Source organism: Nocardia sp. NPDC052316 (assembly GCF_044547795.1).
In the GTDB taxonomy this organism is placed as follows: domain Bacteria; phylum Actinomycetota; class Actinomycetes; order Mycobacteriales; family Mycobacteriaceae; genus Nocardia.
Genome location: NZ_JBIUBB010000002.1, coordinates 15,478 through 42,210, shown reverse-complemented (window position 1 = coordinate 42,210; position 26,733 = coordinate 15,478). Strand labels below are relative to the sequence as shown.

Genomic DNA, 26,733 nt, shown 5'->3' with positions numbered 1-26,733 from the left:
TGCCCGACGGTGGCTCAGTTCGCCACCATGATTCATGTTATGCAACTGGTCGGTAGAATACTTCCGTTTTATAGATTGAGCAACGAGGAAGAAGCCCCAGACGCGGCCGGATGGGAACCTTGAGTACAGGTTTCGCGAAGGAGGGCTGCAGATGGTCTCCGCTCTGGGTGGGCTCCGCCGAAAGATCTTGACGCCGGACGCGCGGCAGGCTTCGTTGCAGGTTCGCGGCTTCCCTGCCCGTAATCCACACGCCACAGCGTGTCTGGAGCTGCCCGGTGCGACGTTCATCGAAGGATTCGGGGTAGGAGCTGAACGTGGCACGGCCGCCGAGACTGCGGCGATTTTATCTCAAATAGAAAGCAAGCGAAGAGGTTTCGCGTTTGAAGGCGCCGCAATGGCGATGGCGATTCGCGACGGGCTGCCGATCGGTCACCGCCATCACGTAGCGGATTTCATCACCGCGGCAGGCGAACACCTCTACATGATCTATGTCGGCGTCGGCTGGGCACTGGCCAGGCTCCCGCGAGCGCTGCACCGAGCGGCGCTGACCGGAGCGACCGATCCGGTGCTGAGCTGGCTCGCCTTGGACGGCTACGGGTTTCACCAGGCCTATTTCCACACCGATCGCTACGTGAAACAGCAGTATGTGGATCCGAACCCGCCCGTCGTGTCGGTTCGGCACCCGGATTATGTGCCGCACGCGATCGATCAGGGGATCGGGCGCGCGCTGTGGTTCGTCGCGGGCGCCGATCCGATAGCCGCGTGCACGATGATCGGCAAGTTCCGCGCAGACCGGCGTGCGGACCTGTTCGCCGGCCTCGGCCTGGCGGCGACCTACGCGGGCGGTGCCACCGCGGGCGAACTCGCCATGTTGGGCGAGCATGCCTCGGCCTATCGCGAAGACATCGGTCAGGGCGCGATATTTGCCGCCGAAGCACGCTCTCGCGCCCGGATCGTGCAGCCGAATACCGCTACCGCCGTAGATGTTTTCACCGGCAGGACCGTCGATGACGCAGCCAAGATCGCGATCGAAACTCGGCCGACGGAGCCGACGATCGACGGTCTCGCCGGTTATGAGGTCTGGCGACAGCGGATTCGACAACGGTGCCTGACCGCCGAGCCGCCCGACCCGACCGCTTCCGCAGCCACGGAAACAACCACGAAGGCCGAATCATGAACGCTCGTATAAGAGCCCTGACGCCCGCGATCGCCGCGGTGGTGCTGCTGGTGTCCGCCTTCCTGGTCGCGCAGGCACAGGTCGCCACCGACGATCCGGAGACAGTGGCGCAGGACTACAAGCTCGAGTCCATGGCGATCGCAATGCCGCCCGGATACGACCAATTGCCGATGAAATCCGTGCGCGAGGTGAACCCGGCCTATCAGAACATTCGCTCCTGGATCTCGTCGGTCGGTGCTTCGATCGCCGTCAACGATCTGGTCGGAAACGGGCGCTCCGATGGCATGTGCATCGTCGACACCCGAACCGACTCGGTGATCGTCACCTATACCCCGACCGCACCGCAGGCCGACCGCTTCACGCCATTCGCGCTCCGGCCGGACCCGCTCGCGATGGATTCGACGATGGCACCGATGGGTTGCGCCCCAGGGGATTTCAACGGTGACGGCGGAATGGATCTGCTCGTCTACTACTGGGGACGAACACCGATCATGTTCCTGCACCGGGCCGATGCCACCGATCCGGCGCCGAAATATGTACCGACCGAGGTGATCCCGGCGGGGAACACGCGCGATCGGTACCACGGCGAACAGTGGAACACCAATTCCGTGTCGATCGCCGACTTCGACGGCGACGGCCATCCGGACATCGTCTTCGGGAACTATTTCCCGAACTCCGGTGTCCTCGATCCGAACGGGCGTCCCGATGTCGTCATGAACGACTCGCTGTCGAATGCGAAGAACGCCGCGGGCGAGCGAGTATTCCGGTGGCACGGCAACGATGCCGCCGGACGCCCGGAATACGTCGAGCAGAAGGGCGCGATCCCGTTCGGCGACAGTACCGGCTGGACCTTGTCGCTCGGCGCAGGTGACCTGACCGGTGATCTGCTGCCCGAACTCTATGTCGGCAACGACTTCGGCCGCGATCATCTGCTGTACAACCGGTCGACGCCGGGCACTATCCGATTCACCAAGGCAACGGGCAACCGAACCTGGACCGACCCCAAATCTTTCGTGCTCGGCCACGACTCGTTCAAAGGCATGGGCGTCGATTTCGTCGATATGTACGATCGCGGGCAATTCGACATGGTGGTCAGCAATATCACCACCCCGTGGGGTATTCAGGAAAGCAACTTCGTCTGGCGCAACAACACGAGCACGCCCGAGGACATGCGTCGCGAACTCGCTGCCGGACACGCTCCGTTCTCGCAGCAAGCCCAACAGCTCGGACTGGCCTGGACGGGCTGGGGATGGGACATGAAGGCCGCCGATCTGCGCAACTCCGGAACCCTCGACGTGCTGCAGACCTCCGGGTTCGTGCAAGGCGACGGCGGCAACCGGTGGGCGTGGCTGCAGGAGCTCGCGACCACCAACGACGTCGTGCTGCACGACCCCGGGATGTGGCCGAGGGTCACCCCCGGCGACGACATCGCCGGCGGGCACCCGATGGCGCTGTTCGCCAAGGGCGGCAATGGCAAGTACGTCGACATCACCGATCAGGTCGGCACCAACGCGCCGATACCGACGCGCGGGGTGGCCATCGGCGACACCACCGGCACCGGCACCCTCGATTTCGCCGTCGCCCGCCAATGGGGGCCGCCCGCGTTCTTCGCGAATCAATCACCGCACCTGGGCAACTCGTTGACGTTGCGGCTGTACCGACCGGCCCACCCCGCCGCCGATACCACCGCGACCGTCGCCGGACAACCTGCCTACAACGCGGTCGTCACGGTGCGCACCGCCGACGGCAGGACCACGCGCAGCCAGCTCGACGGCGGCAGCGGCCACAGCGGCAAACGCAGCTTCGACGTGCACTTCGGACTCGGCGCCGCCAGCACCCCGGTCGCGGCCGAGATCGAGTGGCTCGACACCGCCGGTGCCCGTCATATCCAGACACTCCAGCTGGCGCCTGGCACGCACGCGCTGATGCTGACCGATACGGCCACCGAGATCGCCGAGGGGATCACGAAACCATGACTCTGCTCAACCGCAAACACAGCCTTCGCGATCAGCCGTCCGCGACCGTGGGCGCACCGCCCGGCGGCAACGGCGCGACCGCCACCGCACCGCCCACCACCAACGGTGCCCCGCCGCCCACCGAACCGGCCAAAAGAGATGTGCGCTATCTGGCACTGCGGAATTTTGCCCTCTCGCTCACCGTGCTCAATATCGTCGGCTACACCATCCTCGGCTTCGAACAGCCACCGCTATGGCCGATTCTGGCGGTCTTGTCGGCGTACGCGATCGACCTGGCTTTCGAGATGATCGCCGCGTGGGCGCGCAACACGTCACCACGATTCCTGGGTCGCGGCGCCCGCGGTGTGTACGAGTTCCTCCTACCGGCCCACATCACCGCCCTGGCGGTGAACATGCTGCTCTACGCCAATAACCAATTCTGGCCGGTCCTGTTCGCCGTAGCGGTCGCGATCACCAGCAAGTACGTATTCCAGGCCCCGTTCGCCGGACGGATGCGCCATTTCATGAACCCGTCCAACTTCGGGATAACCGTGGCGCTGCTGTGCTTCAGCACCTGGATCAGCATCGCGCCGCCCTACGAATTCGGCGAGAACATCAACACGATGTTCCGGATAGCGGTCCCGCTCGTCTTGCTCGTCGCGGGCACGGTGATCAACGCAACCCTGGTGCGCCGCGTGCCGCTGATCATCGGCTGGCTCGGTGGGTTCGTGATCCAGGCCCTGGTCCGGCACGAACTGTTCGACGTCGCCCTGGTCGCCGCGCTCGGCACGATGACCGGCACCGCGTTCATCCTGTTCACCAACTACATGATCACCGACCCCGGCACGACACCGTTCCCGGCCCGAGCCCAATTCATGTTCGGCGCGTCGGCCGCCACCGTGTACGGACTGCTGATGGTCTTCGACGTCGTCTACACCTTGTTCTTCGCCGTCACGATCGTCTGCGCGATCCGGGGCAGCTATGCCTGGGTTGCCTCCTGGACGAAGGCTGCCAAAGCCCGTGCCGCTGAACGCCGAAGCACCGAACACGTGCCCGTGCTGTCCCCCGGCCCCACCATCCAGCGAGCATGACCGATGGTTCGACTAGCGATCGTCGGTATGGCGTGCCGATTTCCCGACGCCGCGACCCCGGCTCAGCTGTGGGACAACGTCCTGGCCCGCAGGCGCGCATTCCGGCCGATCCCCGCCGCCAGGCTGAACGCGGCCGACTACTACGCGAGTGATCCGGCGGCGGCGGACCGCCATTACGCGACACACGTGGCGGTCATCGAAGGCTGGACATTCAATCGGGCCAGACATCGCGTCGCCGCCAACACCTTTCGGTCCACCGACATCGTCCACTGGCTCGCCTTGGACACCGCGGCGGCGGCGCTCGACGACGCGGGGTTTCCCGCGGGCGAGGGCTTGGACCGCAAGCGCACCGGCGTCATCCTCGGAAACACGCTGACCGGCGACATGACCCGCGCGTCGGTCATGCGGCTGCGGTGGCCGTATGTGCGTCGCACCCTGGCCGGCGCGCTGCACCGCAACGGCTGGCCCGCGGCGCGGATCGCCGCCTTTCTCGACGAGTACGAGGCGGACTACAAGGCACCGTTCCCACCGATCACCGAGGACAGCCTGGCCGGCGGCCTGGCGAACACCATCGCCGGGCGCATCTGCAACCACTTCGATTTCGGCGGTGGCGGTTTCACCGTCGACGGTGCCTGCTCGTCGTCGCTGCTCTCGATCGCACAGGCCGGTGACGCCATGCTCGCCGGTCACCTCGACGCCGCGGTCGTCGGCGGCGTCGACATCTCCATCGACCCGTTCGAATTGGTCGGGTTCGCGAAGACCGGCGCACTGTCGACCTCGGAAATGCGCGTGTACGACCGGCGTTCGAACGGCTTCTGGCCGGGTGAGGGCTGCGGGGTCCTCGTGCTGCTGCGCGAGGAGGACGCGATCGCCAGGGGCGCACGGATATACGCGACGATCGCGGGCTGGGGCATCTCTTCGGACGGTCGCGGCGGCATCACCCGGCCCGAACACAACGGCCACTTACGGGCCATCGAACGCGCGTACCGGATGGCGGGGTTCGGGGTGGACACCGTCGACTATCTCGAAGGCCACGGCACGGGAACCGCGGTCGGCGACTGGACCGAGCTCGAGGTGTTCAATACGGCCGTCGCCGCGCGAAGTGCGGGCAGACCACCGGTGGCGATCGGATCGATCAAGGGCAACATCGGTCATACGAAGGCGGCGGCAGGCGTCGCGGCGCTGATCAAAACCGCGCTCGCCGTGCACCACGGCATCATTCCGCCGATCACCGGGACCGACCGGGCCCATCCGGTGCTCAGCGACGTCAAGAATCGGCTCCGGCTCCCCGACCGAGCACTCGAATGGCCGGACCTCGGCGCAGAGCAGCGGTCCGCGACACCCGCCGCGCACCACCCGAACACCGTGCCGCCCAGGCGGGCCGGCGTCTCGTCGCTGGGTTTCGGCGGCAGCAACGCCCACGTCGTGCTGGAGAGCCGACGGCCACCGCGCACGCTGTCGCGCGCGGCCAGTACCCGCCTGGCACGCAGCGCCCAGGATGCGGAACTGTTCGTCCTGTCGGCGGCGACACCACTCGAGCTGGCAGCCGAGCTGCGCAGGGTCGCCGCACTCGCCGCGCGCTGCTCGTTCGCCGAACTCGGCGATCTCGCCACCGAGTTGACCAGGATCGACCCGCGACTACCGAGCAAAGCGGCGGTGGTCGCGGCGGGCCAACGACAGTCCGCCGACCGGTTGACCGAGCTGGCCGACGCCCTCGCCGCCGGTGAACGGCACCGCTTCGCTCCGGGCTCCGGCCAATTCCTCAGCGCGGGTATCGGATCCGCTCCGCGCATCGGACTGATGTTTCCCGGGCAGGGCGCCCCCGGGCACGGCGACGGCGGCGCACCCGCTCGCCGCTTCGCCGTGATCGCCGACCTGTACCAGCAGGTGGGCGTCCACGCCGAAGGTACGGCCACCGAGGAGGCCCAGCCGCGCATCGTGACGGCCTCGCTGGCCGGCTTGCGACTGCTCGACTCCGTCGGCATGCACGTCGTCGGCTGCGTCGGGCACAGCATGGGGGAATTGACCGCGCTCTACTGGGCGGGCGTGTTCGACGAAACCGAGCTCGTGCGCACAGCGGCGTTCCGCGGCAAGGCGATACAGACCGCTGCCGTGGCCGAGCCGGGCACCATGGCGACGATCTTCGCGGCCGCCGAACAGGTCACCACCCTGCTGAACGGCAGCCCGGTGGTGATCGCCGGATACAACAGTCCGAAACACACCGTGGTCGCGGGACCGACCGACGCCGTCGACGCGGTGCTGGTGAGCGCGCGCGCAGCCGGAATACACTGCCGCACACTGCCGGTGTCGCACGCGTTCCACTCACCGCTGGTCGCACCGGCCGCCCACGCGTTCCGCCGCTACCTCGACGAGATCGACCTCGGCAAGGTCAAGCGGGCCGGTTTGTTCTCGACCGTCACCGCGGGCCCGCTGGAGCCGGGCTGCGCCGTCGCCGAGCTGCTCGAGCGCCAGGTGCACGCACCGGTCCAGTTCGCCGCCGCGCTCTCGCAGCTCGCGCAGACCTGCGATCTGCTCGTCGAGGTCGGCCCCGGTTCGACGCTGTCGGCCCTCGCCGCCGATGTCTGCCCTGGAATTCCCACCGTCGCCATGGAAACCGACGGCGACTCGGTCGCCGGGATCCTGCGCACCCTCGCCGCCTGCTATGTCCTCGGCGCCCGCCCCGACCTGGACGGGCTCGCCGCGGAACGCTTCAACCGGGCGATCTCGCTCGACAAGCAGTTCGTTTTCGTCGAAAGTCCTTGCGAGCAAGCACCGAACGACTCGTTCCTCCCCCGGGCGCGGTCCATCGAACACGAGGTGGCCCCGCCGACCGTCGCCGAGCAAGCCGACCCGGTCTGGGCTGACGACACGTCGTCCTTGCCGACGTTGCAGCGGCTGATCGCCGAGCGGGTCGAGCTCCCCATCGAGGAGATCACCCCCGAGATCCACCCGCTCGACGACCTACATCTGAGCAGCATCACCATCACCCAACTGGTCGCGGATGCGCTCGCGCTGCTGGGTGCCGAGCTACCGGAACCAACCACCAACGTCGCTACCGCGACGATCGCGCAGCTCGCCGAGGCGATCGACGACCTCGCGCACACGGCGCGCGACGACGCACCGGCGCAGTCGGCCGACGAGCTGACCGGCGTCGATCTCTGGGTACGACCGTTCACCGTCGACCTCGTCGCCGCATCCGTGCCGCCGGTCACCGACCGCGGCGACGAGCCGGGACGGTGGCGGGTGTTCGCGCCGCAGGACGATCGGTTCGCCGCGGCCATCGGGCACCGGCTCGACACCGCCCGGCTCGGCGACGGTGTGCTGCTGAAGCTCGGTGCCGACGAACCCGCCGAAATCGCCATCGACCGTATGCTTTCCGCGGCCCGATCGGCGATCGACACCGGCTCGCGCTTGGTCGTTGTCGATGACGGCCGAGATGCGGCCGCGCTGGCCAAGACGGTGCATCTGGAGGTGCCCGCCGTCCGGACGACGGTCGTCCATCCAGCCACCGATTTGGCTCCCGAGCACGTCGCACTGCTGGCGTGCGCCGATATCGCCGCGACCACCACCTTCCGGGAAGTCCACTACGACAACGCAGGCAACCGGACCGAGCCGGTACTTCGCGAGCTGCCGATGGCCGATGCCGAGTTGCCGCTCGGCGCCGGTGATGTGGTCGCGGTAACCGGCGGGGTTCGTGGCATCACCATCGAATGTGCTGTCGCGCTTGCCAAGCAGACCGGATGCGTGCTCGCGCTCATCGCTCGAAGCCCCGCCGACGACCCCGATATCGCCACGAATATGGCTCGGCTACGCGAATCCGGTATCGCCGCACACTATTTCACCGCCGACGTGACCGACCGAAACCAGGTCGCCGACACGACAGCCACGATTCGTCGCGAACTCGGTGCGATCACCGGCATCCTGCACGGCGCCGGCATCAACACCCCCGCGGCCATCGGATCATTGACCGGTGACCACGTGGCGCGAACTATCGCGCCCAAGGTCGACGGACTACGCAACCTCCTCGCATCGCTCCGGCCTGCCGAGCTCCGCCTGGTCGTCGGTTTCGGCAGCATCATCGGCCGGGCCGGCCTGCGCGGCGAGGCGCATTACGCGATCGCCAACGACTGGTTGCGCTCGGCCATCGATACCCTCGCCGCCGAGCTGCCGACCTGCCGATGCCTCACCATCGAATGGTCGGTGTGGGCGGGTACCGGGATGGGCGAACGGCTCGGTGTGCTGGATTCGCTGGTCCGCGAGGGGATCGAGCCGATCCCCACCGACGTGGGCGTCGAGCTCATGCTGGATCTGCTGCGCACCCCGGCCTGCCCGACCAGCGCGGTGGTGATCGGTCGAACCGGCGGCCTACCCACGATCCGATTCGACGAGGTCGAACTTCCGCTGCTGCGGTTTCTGGAGCGTCCGCGCCTGCATGTCCCCTGGATCGAGTTGCTCGCCGACGCCGACCTTTCGACGGCGACCGACCCCTACCTCGCCGATCATCAGTTCTCCCGCGACGCGTTGTTCCCCGCGGTGATGGGCATGGAGGCCATGGCGCAGGCCGCCACCGCTTTGTTCGGTGCGCAGTGCTCGGTGCAGTTGCATGATCTGGAATTTCTCCGGCCGATCGTCGCGGCACCGGAGGGCGTGACGACGATCCGGATCGCCGCGCTGAGATCGGGCGACACTGTCCGGGTGGCGATTCGGTCGGCCACCACCGCGTTTCAGATCGACCATTTCCGCGGCGTCTGCCTGCCCGCACCGCAACACGACGGCAGCGCGGCCGCCCTCTCGACGTCGGCGACCGAACCGCTGCAACGACTGGCCGAATTCGCGCACACAGCCGCCACGACGACTTCCGGCCTCGGCATGGCGGTCGACACCGACTTCTACGACCGAATCATGTTCCACGGACCGATGTTTCGGTCGGTCGAGGACTATCATCAGCTGGCCGCCCGGCAGTGCGTCGCCCGAGTTCGGGTCGGTGACAGGCGCTGGTTCTCCCCGATGTTGCCGCAATCGCTGGTGCTGGACGATCCGGCGGCGCGCGACGCGTTCATGCACGCCATTCAGGTCTGCGTGCCCGACTCGACGCTGCTGCCGTCGAAAGTCGCCCGCGTGCTGTCCACCCCGATGTCGCCTGGAGTCCAGACAGTCGTGCTGGCCGCGCGCGAACGGTCCCACGAACAATCGACGTACAGCTACGACCTCCTAGTGCGCGACGAGAACGGCACAGTCGTCGCGATCTGGGAGGCCCTCGAACTCATTGCGGTCGCGCCGATCTCGTCGCCGTCCGGATGGGTACCCGAGCTGCTCGGTCCGCACCTGCAGCGGCGGCTCGATTCCCTGCTGGCTTCGCCGGTGCAGTTGGCGATCGTGCGCGAACGGCCGCAGCCACCGCCCACCGCCGTGGCCGACGGCGACAGCAACCCACGGATGTCGGGCCGCCGCGAAGCGACCCGGCGCGCGCTGGCCGCCGCACTCGGGCGCGCGGTGGTCATCCGGCATCGCCCCGACGGGCGGCCGGAGATCCCGGACGGGCACGCGAGCTTCTCCCATGGTGCCGGTCTCACCGTCGCCGTCGTCGCCGCGTGCCCGGTCGGCTGCGACATCGAACCGGTGCAGGAGCGCACGCAGGCGCAATGGACCGGCCTGCTCGGCAATTCGGGTGTCGCGCTCGCGCAGCTGTGTTGCCGAGCCACCGGCGAGTCGTTCGCCACCGCCGCGACGCGGGTCTGGAGCGCACGCGAAGCCGTCACGAAATTCGGCGGCACGGTCACCAGGCCACGACTGACCCTGGACACCCGTGCGGCGGCCGACGGCTGGCTGGCCCTACGGCACGGTAGCGACATCGTCTGGTCCTTCAGCACCACCCTGGCGGTGCCGGCACCCCAGCAGCCGGTGGTGTTCTCGGTGACCGAGAAAGGTTGATACGTGCGCTCTTACGAGATCTCCCACATCGTCGGCTTCGAGGAGACCAATCTGGTCGGCAACGTCTACTTCGTGAACTACTTTCGCTGGCAGGGTCGCTGCCGGGAGATGTTCCTGATGGAGCACGCGCCCGACGTGCTCGACGAGATCCAGCGGGATCTCAAGCTTTTCACGATCAAATGCGAGTGCGAATACTTCGCCGAACTGACCGCGTTCCAACGGCTCACCATCCGGATGACACTGGTCGACCTCACCCAGACGCAGATCGAATTCGCCTTCGCCTACCTCGACGTCGACGACCGGGCCGGAACCGAGCATCTGGTGGCCCGGGGTCGGCAACGCGTTGCGTGTATGCGCGGCAACGGAACTCGGGTCGAGCCGACCCGAGTACCGGAGAGTCTGCGGCGCGCGCTGGAGCCGTATTACCTGGACAGCGACGTGCGCACGCTGGCCGGTCGCCGCGCCGACTGAATCATGGACGATCAGCTGACGTCGGCGTGGGCCTCGGGAGCCGTCTGCGTCGTCGAGGTGAGCTCGAGGTCCAGCAGTCGGAGGCAGCGCGACAACGAGGTCGAATCACCGCTGACCGTCAGGTTTCCCGACAGCATCGCGTCGAGGATGCCGAGCTGCTCGGTGCCGATCCGGATGAACGTCTCCGGGTCGGCGGTGACGACGAGGGCCGGCTCCTCCGGCGATCCGTCGACGACCCGAGCGGTGCGGTTCTCGCACCGCACATGGAACACTTCGTCGCCGATCCGGAACTCGTACGACTCGTCGACCTCGGGCGGTGGCCCGACGGTGATCATCGCCTCCAGCGCCAATCGTCCCCACTCGGAGCGGACGAGGCCGTCCTGCTCGTAGGAGGAGATATGCGACAAACCCCACGACGCCAACCCGATGATCACCGGCCGCAGCGCTTCACCGCTGGCCGTGAGTCGATATTGGACGCCACGGCCGTCACCGGATACGGACTCACGCTGGATTACTCCGTGTTCGGTGAGCATCTGCAGCCGCGCCGCGAGCAGGTTCGGTCCGATGCCGACCAGCGTCTCTTCGAGTAGCTGGTTGTACCGCTTCGGACCGGTCATGAGATCGCGGATTATCAGCAGGGTCCAGCGCTCACCGACGAGGTCGAGCGCAGCCGCGACTGCACACATCTGCGCGTAGCGCTTCGTTCCCATGTGAGCACCTCGGATCTCGGGTCACTACAACTTACTAGTGACATTGATACTACGGTAAATGTTTCTCTCGGGTAGCTGCGCCTGGCCTACCGGCGAGTCAGTACCTGCCGAGCTAACGATGTGGCACCGGTGACACAGCACCGGTCGCAGCGCTCTTCGTGGGACCTGATGCCATCCGGAAACAACACTTCGACGTTGGGAGCAGCGGGCGAGCAGCCGACAGCGCCGGAACCCGCCCGAGCCGCTCGGCCCCGGCCGCAGACCTGCCCGTCGACCGTCGACCGACAGTCTGCAGCACATCTATTCGGTAAGAATATCTTAAAATATAGTAATCTCCGCTACGCCGCGCGGCAGACACCTACGCATCCGGCCGAGATCTCGACGGCGAATCCTCACGTCGTGACTGCCGTACCCAACAACCGTTTCGCTGCCGCCAAGTGCTCCGGAGAGGTGCCGCAGCACCCGCCGATGATGTCCAGGCCGTAGTCGGTACACCACCGCGCGAGCAGGTCCGCGAACTCGTCGGGGGTGAACGCCGACGGCAGGGCGCGGTCGACGTGCTCATAGGCAGGCAGGCCGGTCCGGTCCTCGATGTTCGGATAAGCGCCGATCAGCCCCGACCGGCCGCGGCACAGCGCCTTCAGCGCAACCTCGGTTCCGTGCGGCGAGGTGCAGTTGACGAGCACAGCCTCGGCACCGTCGCGGGACACCGCGTGCACCGCACCGGTGAGCGGCTCCCCGGACAGCAGCGTCGCATCGTCGGCGCAGACGAACGACACCCAGGCCCGCCCGCCCGCGGAAAGCACCTGGCCCAGCGCGATCCTGGCTTCTCGAATCGTATTCATCGTCTCGATCAGGAACAGGTCGACACCGGCCCGCGACAGCTCGCGCACCAGCCAGCCGTGCTCGGCGCGCAGGTCCTCGTCCGACGGCACCAGATCCGGTCGATAACAGTCTTCGACGGGACCGATCGAGCCGGCGATCCGCGCATCGGGCACGCCTGCCTGTTTCCGGGCTGCCTCGGCCACCCCCACGGCCGCGTGCACCATCCACGCCCGGCCCGCGTCATCGAGCTTGGTCCGGCTCAGGGCACGCAGGTTAGCCCGGAAGGTGTTCGCCGTGATGATCTGGGCGCCCGCGGCGAGATACGCCTCGTGCACCGACTGCAGCACCCGCCGATTGGCGTCGGTGAGCAGAGCCGCGGAGGTCCACCACGGCGCGCGCACCGGCAACCCCGCGCGTTGTAGCGCACTCGCGTTACCACCGTCGAGCAGCTGGACTCCTTGAGCAGCAGCGGAATTCGTCATGAGTCACCTTCCAGCGCAGTCGTCAGATCCTCGACCAGATCGGCCGGATCCTCGATCCCGATCGAAAGCCGGATCAGGTCGTCGGTGATGCCGGCCGCGTGCCTGACGGCGCGCGGTATCGGCCGATGCGTCATCAGAGCCGGGCACTCGATGAGCGATCGCACGCCACCGAGGCTCACCGCGCAGGCGAACAGCTGTGTTCGCGCCATCAGCTTCTCGGGATCGTCGCGGTAGCGGAAACTGATGATCGAGCCTGGCCCCGACATCTGCCGGCCGGCCAGGCGATGCTGGGGATGCGACGGCAGACCTGGATAGCAGACTTCGGCGACGGCGCGGTGATCGCACAGCTCCTCGGCGATCGCACGCGCGGTGGCGGTCTGGCGAGTCACGCGCAGCGACAGTGTCTTCAGGCCGCGATGTACCAGGTAACAGTCCAGGCCGCCGGGGACGCCGCCGGTCACCGTCCGATGTTCGACGAATCCGGCATACAGCGCCTCGTCGTCGCATACCAGCGCACCGCCGAGCACGTCGGCGTGGCCGGCGATGAATTTGGTTGTGCTGTAAAGGCTTACATCCGCGCCCAGCTCCAGGGGGCGTTGCAGGGCCGGGCTCGCGAACGTGTTGTCGACGACCACCACCGCACCTTGCGCATGGGCCAACCGGCTGACCTCGGCCACATCGGTGATCTTCAGCAACGGGTTGCTCGGCGTTTCCACCCACACCATCGCGGTGTCCGTCGCCAGCGCCCGCCGTACCTCGGCCGGATCGGTCAGATCCGCGTAGTCGACCCGGATCCCGAATCGGCCCAACGTCGCGAACAACGCGTAGGTGCCGCCGTAGACGTCATCGGAGGACACCACCCGCTGCCCGGCCGTCAGGACCGACAGCATCGTGGTTGCGGCCGCCTGCCCCGAGGAGAAGACCGCGCAGAACCGCGCGTCCTCCAGCGAAGCCAGGCATTCTTCCAACGCTTCTCTGGTCGGATTCTCGCCACGGGAGTAGAAGAGCCGCAGTGGTTCCTGCGCGAAGCGATCGTAGGTGGTGGCGACGTGGATCGGCGGCACGATGTCACCGGTGCCGGGCGACGGCCGCTGCCCGCTGTGCACGAGCCTGGTATCGAAGCGCATGGCGATCAGCCGATCGGCGCGACGGCGCGCAGCAGCAAGGCCTCGCTCGGCAGGGCGACGGTGCCGTCGGGCGTGCGGTAGGGCTCGACGGCCTCGCCCACCGCGGTCCAGGTCTCCGGATCGTCGGCACTGCCGAACTTCTCCCGCAGCATGGTCTTCAGGCCGGGCGGAATGACCACCTTGTTGAATTCGACGAAGCGCTCCGGGGAGTCGAGCACGAACGGCACCCGGAACGAGGTAACCGCGACCTCGCGGAAACCGGCCTCCGTCAACTCGGCACCGACCTGCGCCGGGTCGCCCATGCTGAACGGCCCCGGTGCCCCCGGCTGCGGAGGTGGTAGTTCGAGCCGACCCGCGATCACCTGGAAGCCGAGGGACATCATGGGCGCTGCCGACCCCGGCGCGGCCCATACGGCGGCGGCCAGCGTGCCGCCGGGCACCAGCACCCGCGCCAAGGTCCGGAACGTCTCGACGTGATCGACCGCGAACATCAAGCCCCATCGGCTGAGCACGACATCGAACGACGCGGCGGGGAAGTCCAGCGATTCGACGTCACCGACCACGAATTCGATATTGCCGACCCCGCGTGCCCGCTCCCGGGCCCGGGCGATCATGTCCGGAGCGAGGTCGATCCCGGTGACCGCTCCGGTCGCGCCGACGACCGCGGCGGCGGACAGCGCCGGTTCCCCGGTGCCGGTCCCGACGTCGAGCACCCGGTGACCCGGCCGCACGCCGGCGAGTTCGAGCAACCGTGCGGTCACCGGTGCGCCACCCGTTTCGAAGTCGTTTGAGCAGGACATCCAACCGGCGCTGATCGCGTTCCAGTTGCCGCGTTGCGTCCGCTTGAAGCTCACCCGATCGAACTCGGCAGTCGTCATGACACCTGTCCCGTCAATGCTGGTTGTGGGCAACCGGATCGGTCGCCAGGAACCGTTCGGTGGGATGCTTCTCGGTCCAGAAGCCGGGCTGCACGGTCGTGAGTGCGCGCCGCACCAGATCGACCTCGGCTTCGGTGTTGTACACCGCGAACGACAGGCGAACGGTGCCGACTTCGCCGAAGGAGTCGAGGAAGACGTTGGCACAATGCACCCCGCTGCGCACTGCCACACCGTGCCGATCCAGATGGCCGCCGACGTCGTAGGGGTGGATGCCGTCGACGACGAAGGAGACGATCCCGCTCGGCTGAGCCGCCGGGTCACCGATAATACGAACTCGCGGAATGCTTTCCAGCGCTGCGACGGCGGCGTACACCAGCATGTCGTCGTGGCGCCGGATCGAGTCCCATCCGAGATCCTCGACATACTCGAACGCCGCGGCGAGTCCGATCGCTCCGGCGATGTGCGGCGTGCCCGCTTCCAGCCGAGCGGGCACCGGAACGTACGCGACGGGTTCTTCGAGGGTCACGCCTTTCACGGTGCCGCCGCCCACTTGATACGGCGCGAGCCGCGACAGCAGCTCCCGCTTGCCGTACAGCACGCCGATGCCCATCGGACCGTAGACCTTGTGCCCGGAGAAGCAGTAGAAGTCGGCGTCGAGATCGCGCACATCCACCGGCCGGTGCGGCACCGCCTGGGCACCGTCGACCAGCACCGGAACTCCGTGCCGATGCGCCGCGCCGATCATCTCCCGGACCGGGTTGACCGTGCCGAGCACGTTGGACACGTGCGCGACGGCGGCGAGCCGGACCCGAGGTCCGAGCGCCTCGGTGAACCGGTCGATCGCCACGCGTCCGCCGACGCTGACCGGGACGACGACGAGCTCGGCGCCGGAGGTCTCGCACAGCCTTCGCCACGGCAGCATGTTGGAGTTGTGCTCCATGCCGGTGACGACGATCTGGTCGCCTGCCGTCACGACGGACCGGCCGAAGGTATCGGCAAGGAGGTTGACCGCCGCGGTCGTGCCGGGGGTGAAAACCACTTCGTCGGCGTGCTCCGCGTTGATCGCACGTCGGATGGTCGCGCGGGCCGCTTCATAGGCATCGGTGGCCGCCATGCTGAGCTGGTAGTAGCCCCTGCCGATATTGCTGTTGACGTCGCAGTAGTAATTCACGAGGGCGTCGAGCACGGCGCGCGGCTTCTGCGAGGTGGCCGCATTGTCCAGGTAGACCAACGGATTCGGGCCGAAGCGCCGCTCCAGGATGGGAAAGTCCCGCCGTACCGACTCCCCCAGGGTCGAAGTGCTGATCTCCCCGTTACTCACCAGATCAGTCATTAGATCACCATATCTAAATGAAGTTACTTTGCCTAGAGCGCGAACAGTTTCCGGAACTCGGCGAGGTAGCGAGCGGGGAACTCGAACACCTTCTGCGGCGGGTACCGGCGCTCGTGCGCGCACGGCCCGAAGAAGAACCAGCAGATCTGGGCGATCTGCTCGGTGAACAGCACCGGGTGAACCGCCGCGGAGTACATCCCCATGTGACAGAAGGCGGCTTCGAACTCGCCGCGCGCGGAGAACCCGCGCCCGGACAGCACATGCCCGAAGACGTCGTGCACCACCCGGAACACGTCGTTGTGGCTGAACTCCGTGCCGTCGACCACGATGCCGGACGGTTCCAGCATGGGGTGGAACTCCTTGTCCCGCACCGGACCGTGGCCGGAACTGGTCAGGTAGACGTACAGCTCACCGGCGTTGCGGACGGACGCACGCAACTCGGCCGAGCTCCGGTAGGGCTGCCCCGCCGCCAGCCACGGCCGCACCGCGATGCCCGCGTCGACGACCACCTGGTACTGCTGCAGGTTCTCCCACTTGAACCGGTCGTAGCGCTGAGCGAGGGACGCGTCGTAGGCCAGCCGAGGAGCCCGCTCGAAATACGCGGCCACCCGGCGGCAGTAGTCCTCGTCCCAGTCGAGCGCGTATGTCGGCGATGCGGCGATCCGGTGTCCGTGCGAGGGCCGATGGCGATCGACGTACGCCTGCGCAAGATCGGCCAGATCGGCTTCCATCAGCATCACCCCTAGTTCACAATATATTCTTGAAGTGAGATTGCCGCCAGGTCAGGAGAGGCCGAGATGACCTATTGCGAATCCGCACCCGTCGCCAAGACGCTGCCCGCGCCCACCGCCTACCTGTGCGGGCTCACCTGGGACGGCTCGATGCTGTGGCATTCGGACCAGGACGCGGGGACTATCTTCGCTATCGACCCGTCCGACGGGACGGTCACTCGCTCGTGGCGCTGTGCCCGCGTCCGTGCCGACCTCGCCTACGACGGCACCCGGCTGGTCCAGGTCGGCGGGCGCCCCAAACGACTCCTGCTCATCGACCCGGAAACCGGGGAGTCCGCAGGCGAGAAGGCGGTGCTTCCCTCCAGCGGCAGGCTGACCGGGATCGAATTCGGCCCGGAGGGGCTGTGGATGTGCCTGCGCGGCCCGACCGTGGTGCAGCTGCGGAACTACGCCACCATGGAGATCGAACGCGAATACCCGGTCGGCGGCGAGTCCCCGTCGGGCCTGACCTACGTCGACGGCATGGTGCTGCACGGCGACTTCGGCGAGGCGATGGTGCGCGCGCTGGACGCGCAGACCGGTGCGGAAGTCGGCGCGTTCCGCGTCCCCGGCCACCCGACCGGCATGACCTGGGACGGCCGTCACCTCTGGTACTGCGACTTCCCCGCGCGCGCTCTTCGCGCCGTCGAACTCGACTCGGTGCTGGTCAACCGAGCGTAGGACGGCCGCCGTCGGTACCGAACAGGCCGCGCATGAGCTGCGGCTTGGCCGCCTCCTGGAAATCCAGGTTCGGATCGAGTTCCCGGATGGTCCCCTCGATCACCAGCAACGACAGCAGCGGGAAGATCAGCTCGGGCGCGGCGTTGATGCCGAAGCGGCGCTGCAGGTCGAACATCTCCATGGCGAAGGCGATCAGGCTGAACTCGCTGGCTGGCTGGCCATGGCTGCGCTCGACGAGATCAGCCATCCGCACGGTGAACCCCTCGAGATCCGCGTCCTCGGCGACTTTGGCCGCACTCCGGAGCACGATCTCGGCGGCATGGCGCCCGCGTCCGATCGCCATGTTCATGAAGAATTCGGCGAACAGGCGACGCAGCCGGTCGGAGAGCTGGACGCTGAAGCCCGCGTCGAGCACCACGACCTGGGCGCCGCGGGTGAAGTAGAGATTGCCGGGATGCATGTCGCAGTGCACGAAGCCATCCACGAACAGCATCTGATACATCGCCGCCATCCCGGACGCCGCGAAGCGCCGACGGGTGACCGGCGAACACTGATCGGCCGTGCCCACCGCCAGGTCCGGGATGAACTCCATCACGATGCACCGGGGCCGACAGGCCTCCGGATAGACCTTCGGCACCCAGACCCGCGGCACCTCGGAGAGGTTCTTGCGCAACCGCCGCAGATTGTCGGCCTCCCGTTCGAAGTCGAGCTGCCCGAGGATGGCGCCCGCCATATTCGCCACGACCTCCTCGACCGGAACGCCGCGAAAAAGCGGCAGCCGCGCGACGAATGCCGCCCCGCCCCGGATCAGCGCGAGATCCTCGGACATGGTCCGTTCGATACCGGGCCTGCGCAGTTTGACCGCGACATCCTGCCCCGAGCGCAACCGCGCCCGATACACCGACGCCACACTCCCGGAGGCGACCGGTCGGGGATCGACCGACGCGAACACCTCGTCCACCTCGGCGCCGTAGGCCTCGGCCAGCGCGACCGCGGTCTGCGCCGCATCCAGCGGCGCGACGGAATCCTGCAGCAGCGACAGTTCGTCACACAGCGCGGGCGGCAGCAGGTCGCGGCGGGTACCGAGCACCTGCCCCGCCTTGACGAAGGTCGGCCCGAGCACCATCAACAGCACGACCAGCCGCTGATAGATATGCCGCCGACCGGCTGCGCGGTCGTACCGCAACCGGCGTATCGAGCCTCCGACCAGCGCCGGGACGGCTACCGCGACGACGGTGCCGGTGACGCGCACCGCCCGCAGCGTGAGCGCGAATCGTGCTCGCATGGCCTCATCTCCCTGTTCTCTGCCGTCGATCGAACCGCTGACGCGCCTGCGCGAGGTCGCGGCGCAGCTCCCTGGCCAGCGGTGCCGGACAGAAGGCCGCGTCGATCCCCGCCGACACCGAATCGACAAGCGTGGCAACCGAAATGCCGAGCAGGTCGTGGCACAGCTGGTATTCGCGGGTCAGTGTGGTGCCGAACATCGCGGGATCATCGGAGCCGAGCGTGACCGGGACACCGGCGGCGAGTAGCGCGGGCAGCGGATGCTCGTCGAGCGCGCGCACCGCACCGGTGCGGACATTCGATGACGGACAGACCTCCAGGGTGATATTCCGATCCGCCAGGTAAGCGAGCACCCCACGTTCGGTCACCGCACGGATGCCGTGCCCGATCCGCACCGCACCCAGATCGCGGGCGGCAGACAGGATTTCCCCGGCATCGGAGGTCTCCCCCGCATGCGGAACAGCGTGCAGCCCATGGGCCCTTGCCTTGTCGAACGCGGCGCGGAACAGCCGGCGCGGCGCACCGAGTTCCGGGCCGCCCAGTCCGAACCCGACTGCCCCGTCCGGCTGGTAGCGAAGAATCCAGTCCAGGGTGGCGAAGGCGCCTGCGATACCGTCGTCCGCCGACACATCGAAGATCCAATTCAGGTGGATGCGATGGCGTTCGGCAACCAGACGACGACCGATCGACAGCGCCTCGGCTAGTTCGGCGGCGGCGATACCCCTGCGCAGATGCGACAGCGGAGTAACGGTCACCTCGGCATATCGCACGTTGTCCAGCGCGAGCTGGTCGCCGAGGCCGGTCACCAGCCGCACCATCGCGGGACCGCTGGTGACCAACCTGTTGACCGCGGTGTACACCTCGATGAAATGCGCGAAATCGGTGAATCGGTAGTACCGGCGTAGCTCGGCCGGGTCGGCGGGCACCCCGACATCCGGTCGAGCTCCGGCCAATTCGGCTACCGTGTCGACCGCCGCCGAGCCCAACAGGTGCACATGCAACTCCACCTTCGGCAGCGTCGCGAGGAATGCCGCCACACTCTCGTCGCCGCTCATCGCGGCGGCGCTCGGCTCCGTCAGGTCGCGAGCTGACGGTGCGCCACGAGGCCGACTTCGGCTCCGGAAGCCCTCCACGAGATCAACCATAGCTTTTTGAAGCAAACTAGGCGAGGGCGAGTGAACGGTCTCGTCCGCCCGACCGCAAACAGAGCCCACAGGGGCGTAGGCGGCGTCGAGGGGCCATGGTCCACAAAAGCCAAGAGCCGCAAATTATGGAGAAAACTTATGTAACATATAGCTAGTTGAACGTCGGGCAGGCGCGGAGGCGATGGACAGCCGAAGATCGGGCGGCCCGGCGACGGAGGTGAACGGCTCAACCTGCCGAGCCCATCGTGGAAGAGGTTCCCATGAACGGCGCCGTCGATCCCATCCCAGCGCACCGAGCGGCGACGATGATCGCCGAGCGATCGTCGAACCTGCGCACCGCGGAGTGGTCCGAGATCCGCGGCCTGTTCGCGCTGGATCCCGGCGCCATCCATCTCAACACCGGCACCGTCGGCGCGATGCCGCACGCCGTGCTCGACACCGTGGACCGGGTGACCAGGCAGTGGGCCGGCGGTCTCGGCGACGTCTATCCGCCGGGGATGTACCAGGACCACCGAGCCACCATCGCCAAGGCCTATGGGGTCGATCAGGACGAGCTGGTGATCACCCACAATGCGACCGAGGGCGTCGCACGGGTCATCCACGGTCTGGATCTGCACGCCGGCGACGAGGTTCTCACCACCACGCACGAGTGCTACTCCGTGCTGTCCAATTTCAACCTGTTGCGCAACCGTTTCGGCATCGAGCTCACCACGATCACCCTCCCCACCGGGTACGACGTGCGGGCCGAGCAGATCATCGAACTGTTCGAGGCGGCGATCACCCCGCGCACGAAAGTGCTTGCCTTCGCGGGGATCACGCTGTTCACCGGCACCAAGCTCCCGATGCGCGCACTGTGCGAACTCGCGCACCGGCACGGCCTGATCACGGTGATCGACGGCGCGCTGCTGCCCGGCATGCTCGATCTCGACATGCGGGCCATCGGCGCGGATTTCATCTCCTGCTCCGGGTCCAAGTTCCAGTGCGGCCCGCTGGGTACCGGATTGCTCTACATGCGCAACAAGATTCACCCGGAGCACAATCCACTGCCACTGCCCACCTTCTGGCCGATCATCTCCACCTGGTACCCGATGAAGGGCAGCCCGCCGCCGCGGACGCGGACCTCGATCGAGAGCGACAACATCGCCGACTACGTGCAGAGCGCGGGCAGTGCCAGCATCGCCCGCGGGGCCGCGCTCGCCACGGCCTGCGAAATGTGGGACGAGATCGGCCGGGATCGGATCGAGCGACGGATCATGCTGCTGGCCGACTACGCGCGCGCCCTCATCACCGAGCGTTTCGGGCGCCAGGCGATGTACTCCCCCGGCGCGGATCCCACGCTGCAGTCACCGTTGATCGCCTTTCACCCGTTCCGCAGGCCGGAAGACGCGTGGAATGTGAAGAAGGTGCACGAGTACACCATGCGGCTACAGCGCGAGTACCGGCTCTTCACCAGGTGGACGGAGTTCGACGTCGCCGGATCGCCACACCAGCACTACGCGTCACGCATCACCACCCACATCTTCAACGACCACGACGAGATAGCGAGGGCCGTCGACATCATGGCCCGGCTCGCCGCAGAGATGTCATGACCGACTCGACGATCCTGCGCCTGTACGGTCCCGGCGTGCTCGACCAGTTGGATCCGGTGTGCTGCCCGAGGTTTCCGATCGACCGGGTCGTGCGGTTGTTCGCCCGGCAGCTGTTCACCTACCGCACGCAGACCGACCTGCGCAATTGGCAGACCGTGGCACCGACACCCGATCTGGCGACCGCGGTGCCCTCCATGTACAACGCCGGAACGGGCACGAGCCATACGAGCTACGTGGTCCATTTGTGTCCCGGCGTGTACTGGGACAGCGACCCCGAGCGTCCGGTCACCACCCATGACGTGGTGCGCGGCTTCAAGCGGATGGGTAATCCACTGCGCCGCAGCGCTTTGCTGTCCTGTTTCACCGACACCATCAGGGGAATGGCGCAGTTCTGTGACGACTATGCCGCCGCGTTCGCCGGTGCCGTGCCGACCGGGCCCGAATTGGCCGAATACCAGAACTCCCATGACATTCCGGGCCTGCTGGTGCTCGACGAGGAGACAATAGTCTTCGAATTGATCCGGCCTGCACTGGATTTCATCAACATGCTGGCGTTGCCCTGCGCCTCGCCCGCGCCGGCCGAGTACGACCTGTTCGTGCCGGGCAGCGCCGAGCTGTGCCGCAACATAAGGTCGAACGGCCCGTACCGGCCCGTCGTTTTCATCCCCGGGCGGGAACTACGTCTGGCCCGAAACCCGGCGTGGCGCGCGGAGACCGACCCCGTGCGGCGTCAGCACGTGGAAGCCGTCGAAGTCATCTCCGAACAGGTCACCGCAGACGCGGTGGCGCACCGAATCCGTACGGACCGTGCGGATCTGGCGTGGGGCACCCGAATCGCCGATCCCGCAACGCCGGTCGAGCACCATCTCGGTTTCGCGCTGGACCCCTACCTGGTGTTCAACACTCGCAGCCCCAACGCCGCGGGCGCATTGCGGAAGGTACGGGTGCGCCAGGCGATCGCCCACGCGATCGACAAGGCCGCCATTGCGGTGGAGATCGCCGCACTGGGCGACGATCCGGTCATCCGCATCGCTGGCTCGGTCGTCCCGCCGAACAACGACGGCCACCAGGACCTGCACACCTACTCGACGCCGGACTATCGCGGCGACCCCGCCACCTGTGCGGCAATGCTGGCCGCCGCGGGCCACCCGGGCGGGCTGCGGGTCACCGCGATCCATCCGGCAACCGATCGCGCCCGCCTGGTCGCCCACCGATACACCGCCGACCTCGCCGCGGCCGGAATCGCCGTCGAGTCAGTCGAATTCGCCGCGTCGACGTACCTCGATCTCCTGGCCGACCCGGCACGGGCGGAGTCCGGCGAATGGGATATCGCGCTCGCCTCGTGGTCGCCCGCCTGGCTGTACAACAACGGTCGCGTCTTCCTGCAACCGCTGCTGCAATCCGGCTCCCCCGCCAACCTCGGCCGCTACCGCAATCCCGAGGTGGACGCGCTGATCGAACGGGCACTCGCCGCGGCCGACCGCGAATCGGCCGATGCCTTGTGGCGCAAGGCCGAACGCGTCGCACTGGCCGACGCCCCGATCGTGCCGCTGCTGTTCCAGGTTCCCACCACCCGGGAATCGGTCGGCCGCCGCGTTCGCGCCGCCGCCATGCTGCCCACGCACGGTCTGACGGTCGACCTGACCACCGTGCGGCTCGACCCACCCTCGACGGAGCTGACCGTCCTACCGGCCGGGAGAGCGGACGCCGTCGAAAAGTGGATGTGAAGGACAGAAGAAGTGGATGAGCACGACGCGCGTCTCCTCACCGTGATGGCGGCCAACCCCTCGGTATCCATGTGGGCGGCAGCGGGTCCGGAGGCCAACTACGCCATCAGGCTCTGGACCCGTGGCGCCGAGCGTCTGTACGGCTATTCAGGTGACGAAGCCATCGGCGAGAGCTACGTCAATCTGTTGACGAACAAGCTCGAACGCGACCAGGCAATAGCGGATCACGACAATATCGTGCGAACCGGCACGGTGATTCGGAACCTGGTAGACGACGTCGTACTCTCCGGCTCCCAGCGACTGCTACTCACGATTCGTTTTCCACTCTTCGACAAGTCCACGAATTCACATCTGCTCGCCGAGACCGGCATCGAGGTAACAGATGTTTCCCTCGAGGACGCGGTGTGGCTCACCAAAACCCGCGAAGAAGCGATCCACATCAGCGAAAGCGCTGCGAGAGAGGATCTCTCGGAGCAACTGCGCCGCCTGGTCGGCGCACTGACGTTGTCGGGCACCGGCGAGGACGAGCGCGCCGCGCTGGCCTTGGGTGTGGAGCTCGTTCGTCAGGCAATCAATGTGCAGGCCGAGTCGAGTGTGTGGCTCGCAGGCCGGGGCGAGCAGTTCAGCGAGGTATTCCGGAGCACCGGCTGGCGAGTTCCGCCCGGCTTGGACATCGGTCGCGCGCTGGAGTGGTTCAGATCGAACACCAAGCCGATCCTGCACGATTCCAGGTCCCGTCCACATCGACTGCTCAAGCAGCTCTTCGACACCCACCAAGGTCCGCTCGACACGGTGGGCATGATTCCACTGCACGCCGAAGGCGTGTTCCTGGGACTGCATTTGATCCGGGTGCCTGCCCCGCATACTTTCACCCAACTCGAGCGAGACGCGCTACCCGTTCTGTCCTCGGCCGTGCTGGCGAGCGCGCGACTCGCAGCCGAAGTTCGCAGGCGGCGGGAGGAGGCGGCCGAGTCGAGGGCGGAGGCGACCAGGTTACGCCTCAACGGTGACTTCGCTCATCGAATACGCAAAGCGGTGGATCCGATTCTGCGTGACGTTCATGCGATACGCGAGGAATTAGAGCTGCGTGGCGTGAAACTGGATGGCGAACTCGAGCAGTGGATCGACGACATCACCGAAGGCTGCACCGAGCTGGCCCGCGCTCCGGCAGAACTTCATCGTGCCCAGAAGGTTGCCCGAATCAGCGTGCGCGGCGTGCTCACCGCCCTGCGAAATCGGCTCGGCCTCGAATTTCCGGACAGCATCATCGAGCTCGATATCGATGACATCGCCGGCGTTCTCGTCCGTGGCGTCAAAGGCGATATCACCGCACTGTTTGAGAACCTGCTCTACAACGCCATCGAGGCGATGGACTGCAAGGGGCGTGTGCGGGTGAGCGCGACGGTGTCCGGCAGGTCTGTCTCCATCGCCGTGTCGGATGAAGGCCCTGGGATCAAGCCCGAGGACGTCGCAGGTGTTTTCCAACTGGGGTTCTCGAAGAAGGGCGAAGGACGTGGCCTCGGCTTGGCCCGAGCCCGCGAAATATGTACAGACCTGGGCGGCCAGATCACGGTTGACATCGACCGCGCGCCTGGCGCGACTCTGCTGGTTGTTCTGCCTATCTGCAGGAGGGCGTAGATGGCGATCGTATTGTTGCTCGAGGACAATCTCAAATTCGCTCGGGCGGTGCAGCGCGTACTTCGCGGCCATGAGGTACGACACGTGACCAGAGTCGATGCGGCGATCGATGAACTCCAACATCCCGAGGTGGACTGCGCACTCATCGACCTCAACCTCACCGATGAGGACGACTACTCCGGTTACGAAGTCTTGTCCTACATCCTTCGGAACAGACCCGATCTGCCGCGCGCGGTGGTCACGGGCTCTCGATTGAAAGGTGCGATCGCCAAGAACATCCTGCTCCGGTACGGCGTCGGCGACATCGTCATAAAAGGCGACGTCGACCGAGAGGGCTACGGCACCACAGATCTGATCGACACGGTGAGTGACCTACTCGCCGGGTCGGATCGGCAACGTCGGGAAATGGCCAGAAACGAAGTCGCCTCCATTTCCCTCGCCGCACAGACCGAATTACGCCGTCGCATCAATGGATTACAGCAACTCTCGGAGCAACTGCGTAGCGGTAGCGGCACCAAGCGCCGCGACCCGACGGTGAACAGCCGCACCGCATTGACCCGGCGAGCCGAGAAACTGATCGAACTGGAGGCGGCGGCGAAGGCCAGGTGCGACGTGGTTGCCCTGGGCGAACTTGCGCGTGAAGTGGAGTTGTTCGAGGCGGAATCGGCGAGGGTACTCGATGATTCGTAGGATCAGCGCCAGTCTCGGTCAGGTCCATCCCGGCGCCTTCTACCTGGCCAGCGCGGTGGTGCTGTCGTTGGCGGCGAACGCGTTCACCGAGGCCTACGGAGCAGTCCCCGCTCCGCCGAATCAGAAATCGCTGCTGCTGTGCTCGCTCGCGGCATTCGTGTCGGCGGTGGCGTTGTCGACGTTGGGCTGGCGCATCGAAACCATCAGATCCTTGGCCATCGAGCGTTCCGCGGACGTCGGTCTACCAGCGAGACTGCTCATCGGCGAAGCGACGAAAGCTTTCTTCGTCGAAGTCTTCGTGAAACTGACCATCGGCGTGGTGACGGCGGTGCTGTCTGTCGTTTTCATGCTCGCTCGATGGTAGGAAGCGCAGCTCGGTGCCGGCCCGGTGCCGAGCACCAACGCCTCCGTTCGCCCTGCCGACCGCCCGAAGTTCGCGCGCATTCCCCTCGCGCCACTCAGACATGCGCCCGCTTCACTTTCGCTGCCGACGGCCGCCAAAGTAACTTCACTAAACTATAATTACCTCTTGAAGAGCCGCCGACCCGGCAGTAAAGTAGGGATAGTAGAGGTCCGCACACTGGCAGACTGGATGAGATAGGGAATCCCATGGTCACGAAAGCCCAGCAGCAGAAATTCGCGAAGCACTTCGAGCGCTACGATGCCGATAGAGACGGCAAGATCGATCAGTCCGACATCGACGCATTGATCAACAGATGGTGCGACGCTTTCCATATTCCACCCGGCTCCGACAAATGGCGGAGCACCATCAAGCGAGCCAACCGACTGTGGCAGGACCTGCAGGGGCACGCGGATGCCAACGGCGACAAGGTAATCAATACCGAGGAATGGATCGCCGCGCACGAAGATCCCCGTTTCGTGGACGAGGTCGCCATTCCCCTTGCTCAGCTCACCTTCGAACTCGGCGATGTAGACGGTGACGGCAATGTGTCATTGAGCGAGTGGATGACCCTCCAGTCGATCTCCGGCGTCAGCCAGGTCGACGCGTTGAAGATGTTTCAAGCGCTCGACGGCGACGGCGACGGGTACATCACTACCGATGAGCACGACGCGGCCCTTCGTGAATTCTTCGGCAGCGACAACCTCGAAGCCGCGGGAACTCAACTGGCAGGCCATCTGTAAGAGGTCGCACCGGCCACGAGATCCGCGACCTGCACGGGGGTTGTCGTCCCGTCATGACGTCGGCCCCTGTGCAGCACGCTGTCTCC

The 26,733-nt window shown here is 66.6% G+C and carries 20 protein-coding genes; 12 read left to right on the top strand and 8 right to left on the bottom strand.

Translation table 11 applies throughout. From position 1 onward, the window contains the following. Window positions 1–151 precede the first annotated feature (151 nt). From ACIHA7_RS07410 to ACIHA7_RS07390, 5 genes are read left to right on the top strand one after another with little or no spacing between them, the layout of a single operon-like run. Window positions 152–1,177, top strand: coding sequence for a DUF1702 family protein (locus tag ACIHA7_RS07410; protein ID WP_397286665.1), 1,026 nt, complete (start codon window positions 152–154; stop codon window positions 1,175–1,177). Beyond that, entirely contained in the window at window positions 1,174–3,153 is a 1,980-nt protein-coding gene (locus ACIHA7_RS07405) for a CRTAC1 family protein (RefSeq protein WP_397286663.1), read from the top strand. Before ACIHA7_RS07410 ends, ACIHA7_RS07405 begins: the two co-directional genes overlap by 4 nt. Then, window positions 3,150–4,223, top strand: a complete 1,074-nt coding sequence (locus ACIHA7_RS07400; protein WP_397286661.1) for an enediyne biosynthesis protein — start codon at window positions 3,150–3,152, stop codon at window positions 4,221–4,223. The genes ACIHA7_RS07405 and ACIHA7_RS07400 overlap by 4 nt, the downstream gene beginning before the upstream one ends. A gap of 3 nt (window positions 4,224–4,226) precedes the next feature. Then, a complete protein-coding gene (locus tag ACIHA7_RS07395) occupies window positions 4,227–10,154 on the top strand; it encodes an SDR family NAD(P)-dependent oxidoreductase (RefSeq protein WP_397286659.1) in 5,928 nt (1,975 codons plus the stop codon). A gap of 3 nt (window positions 10,155–10,157) precedes the next feature. After that, window positions 10,158–10,625, top strand: a complete 468-nt coding sequence (locus tag ACIHA7_RS07390; protein WP_397286657.1) for an acyl-CoA thioesterase — start codon at window positions 10,158–10,160, stop codon at window positions 10,623–10,625. Window positions 10,626–10,636: 11 nt separating this feature from the next. Here the strand turns inward: ACIHA7_RS07390 and ACIHA7_RS07385 are convergent, their stop codons facing one another. The 6 genes from ACIHA7_RS07385 to ACIHA7_RS07360 form a co-directional block, all read right to left on the bottom strand. After that, complete coding sequence (locus ACIHA7_RS07385) at window positions 10,637–11,335, bottom strand: winged helix-turn-helix transcriptional regulator (protein WP_397286655.1); 699 nt, start codon at window positions 11,333–11,335, stop codon at window positions 10,637–10,639. A 392-nt stretch (window positions 11,336–11,727) separates the two neighbouring features. Beyond that, complete coding sequence (locus ACIHA7_RS07380; RefSeq protein WP_397286653.1) at window positions 11,728–12,642, bottom strand: homocysteine S-methyltransferase family protein; 915 nt, start codon at window positions 12,640–12,642, stop codon at window positions 11,728–11,730. Then, window positions 12,639–13,769: a trans-sulfuration enzyme family protein gene (locus ACIHA7_RS07375; protein WP_397286651.1), complete on the bottom strand. Its 1,131-nt coding sequence runs from the start codon at window positions 13,767–13,769 to the stop codon at window positions 12,639–12,641. Before ACIHA7_RS07375 ends, ACIHA7_RS07380 begins: the two co-directional genes overlap by 4 nt. 5 nt (window positions 13,770–13,774) lie before the next feature. Next, window positions 13,775–14,647, bottom strand: a complete 873-nt coding sequence (locus ACIHA7_RS07370; protein ID WP_397286649.1) for a class I SAM-dependent methyltransferase — start codon at window positions 14,645–14,647, stop codon at window positions 13,775–13,777. Between the two features lie 13 nt (window positions 14,648–14,660). Then, on the bottom strand, window positions 14,661–15,980 hold the full coding sequence (locus tag ACIHA7_RS07365) for an aminotransferase class V-fold PLP-dependent enzyme (protein WP_397286647.1): 1,320 nt from the start codon (window positions 15,978–15,980) through the stop codon (window positions 14,661–14,663). Window positions 15,981–16,012: 32 nt separating this feature from the next. Then, window positions 16,013–16,711, bottom strand: coding sequence for a crotonobetainyl-CoA--carnitine CoA-transferase (locus ACIHA7_RS07360; RefSeq protein ID WP_397286645.1), 699 nt, complete (start codon window positions 16,709–16,711; stop codon window positions 16,013–16,015). A 66-nt stretch (window positions 16,712–16,777) separates the two neighbouring features. On the opposite strand from ACIHA7_RS07360, the gene ACIHA7_RS07355 reads away from it, so the two are divergent. After that, window positions 16,778–17,431, top strand: coding sequence for a hypothetical protein (locus tag ACIHA7_RS07355; protein ID WP_397286643.1), 654 nt, complete (start codon window positions 16,778–16,780; stop codon window positions 17,429–17,431). Here ACIHA7_RS07355 and ACIHA7_RS07350 read toward each other — a convergent pair. Then, on the bottom strand, window positions 17,418–18,716 hold the full coding sequence (locus tag ACIHA7_RS07350) for an ABC1 kinase family protein (protein ID WP_397286641.1): 1,299 nt from the start codon (window positions 18,714–18,716) through the stop codon (window positions 17,418–17,420). The genes ACIHA7_RS07355 and ACIHA7_RS07350 overlap by 14 nt on opposite strands. Window positions 18,717–18,720: 4 nt before the next feature. After that, window positions 18,721–19,770, bottom strand: coding sequence for an adenosine deaminase (add, locus tag ACIHA7_RS07345; RefSeq protein ID WP_397286639.1), 1,050 nt, complete (start codon window positions 19,768–19,770; stop codon window positions 18,721–18,723). Window positions 19,771–20,120: 350 nt separating this feature from the next. Between add and ACIHA7_RS07340 the strand changes: the two genes are divergently transcribed. The 6 genes from ACIHA7_RS07340 (at window position 20,121) to ACIHA7_RS07315 (ending at window position 26,647) form a co-directional block, all read left to right on the top strand. Continuing rightward, the gene (locus ACIHA7_RS07340) at window positions 20,121–21,449 is read left to right on the top strand and encodes an aminotransferase class V-fold PLP-dependent enzyme (protein WP_397286637.1); all 1,329 of its coding nucleotides are present in this window, start codon (window positions 20,121–20,123) and stop codon (window positions 21,447–21,449) included. Next, window positions 21,446–23,176 carry an ABC transporter substrate-binding protein gene (locus ACIHA7_RS07335; RefSeq protein ID WP_397286635.1) on the top strand — a complete coding sequence of 577 codons (1,731 nt, stop codon included), beginning with the start codon at window positions 21,446–21,448 and terminating at the stop codon, window positions 23,174–23,176. Before ACIHA7_RS07340 ends, ACIHA7_RS07335 begins: the two co-directional genes overlap by 4 nt. Before the next feature lie 12 nt (window positions 23,177–23,188). After that, window positions 23,189–24,814 (top strand): sensor histidine kinase, encoded by a 1,626-nt coding sequence (locus ACIHA7_RS07330; RefSeq protein WP_397286633.1) that lies wholly within the window; start codon window positions 23,189–23,191, stop codon window positions 24,812–24,814. After that, complete coding sequence (locus tag ACIHA7_RS07325; protein WP_397286631.1) at window positions 24,815–25,504, top strand: response regulator; 690 nt, start codon at window positions 24,815–24,817, stop codon at window positions 25,502–25,504. Continuing rightward, on the top strand, window positions 25,494–25,868 hold the full coding sequence (locus ACIHA7_RS07320; protein ID WP_397286629.1) for a hypothetical protein: 375 nt from the start codon (window positions 25,494–25,496) through the stop codon (window positions 25,866–25,868). Before ACIHA7_RS07325 ends, ACIHA7_RS07320 begins: the two co-directional genes overlap by 11 nt. Before the next feature lie 245 nt (window positions 25,869–26,113). Beyond that, window positions 26,114–26,647: an EF-hand domain-containing protein gene (locus tag ACIHA7_RS07315; RefSeq protein ID WP_397286627.1), complete on the top strand. Its 534-nt coding sequence runs from the start codon at window positions 26,114–26,116 to the stop codon at window positions 26,645–26,647. Window positions 26,648–26,733 lie beyond the last annotated feature (86 nt).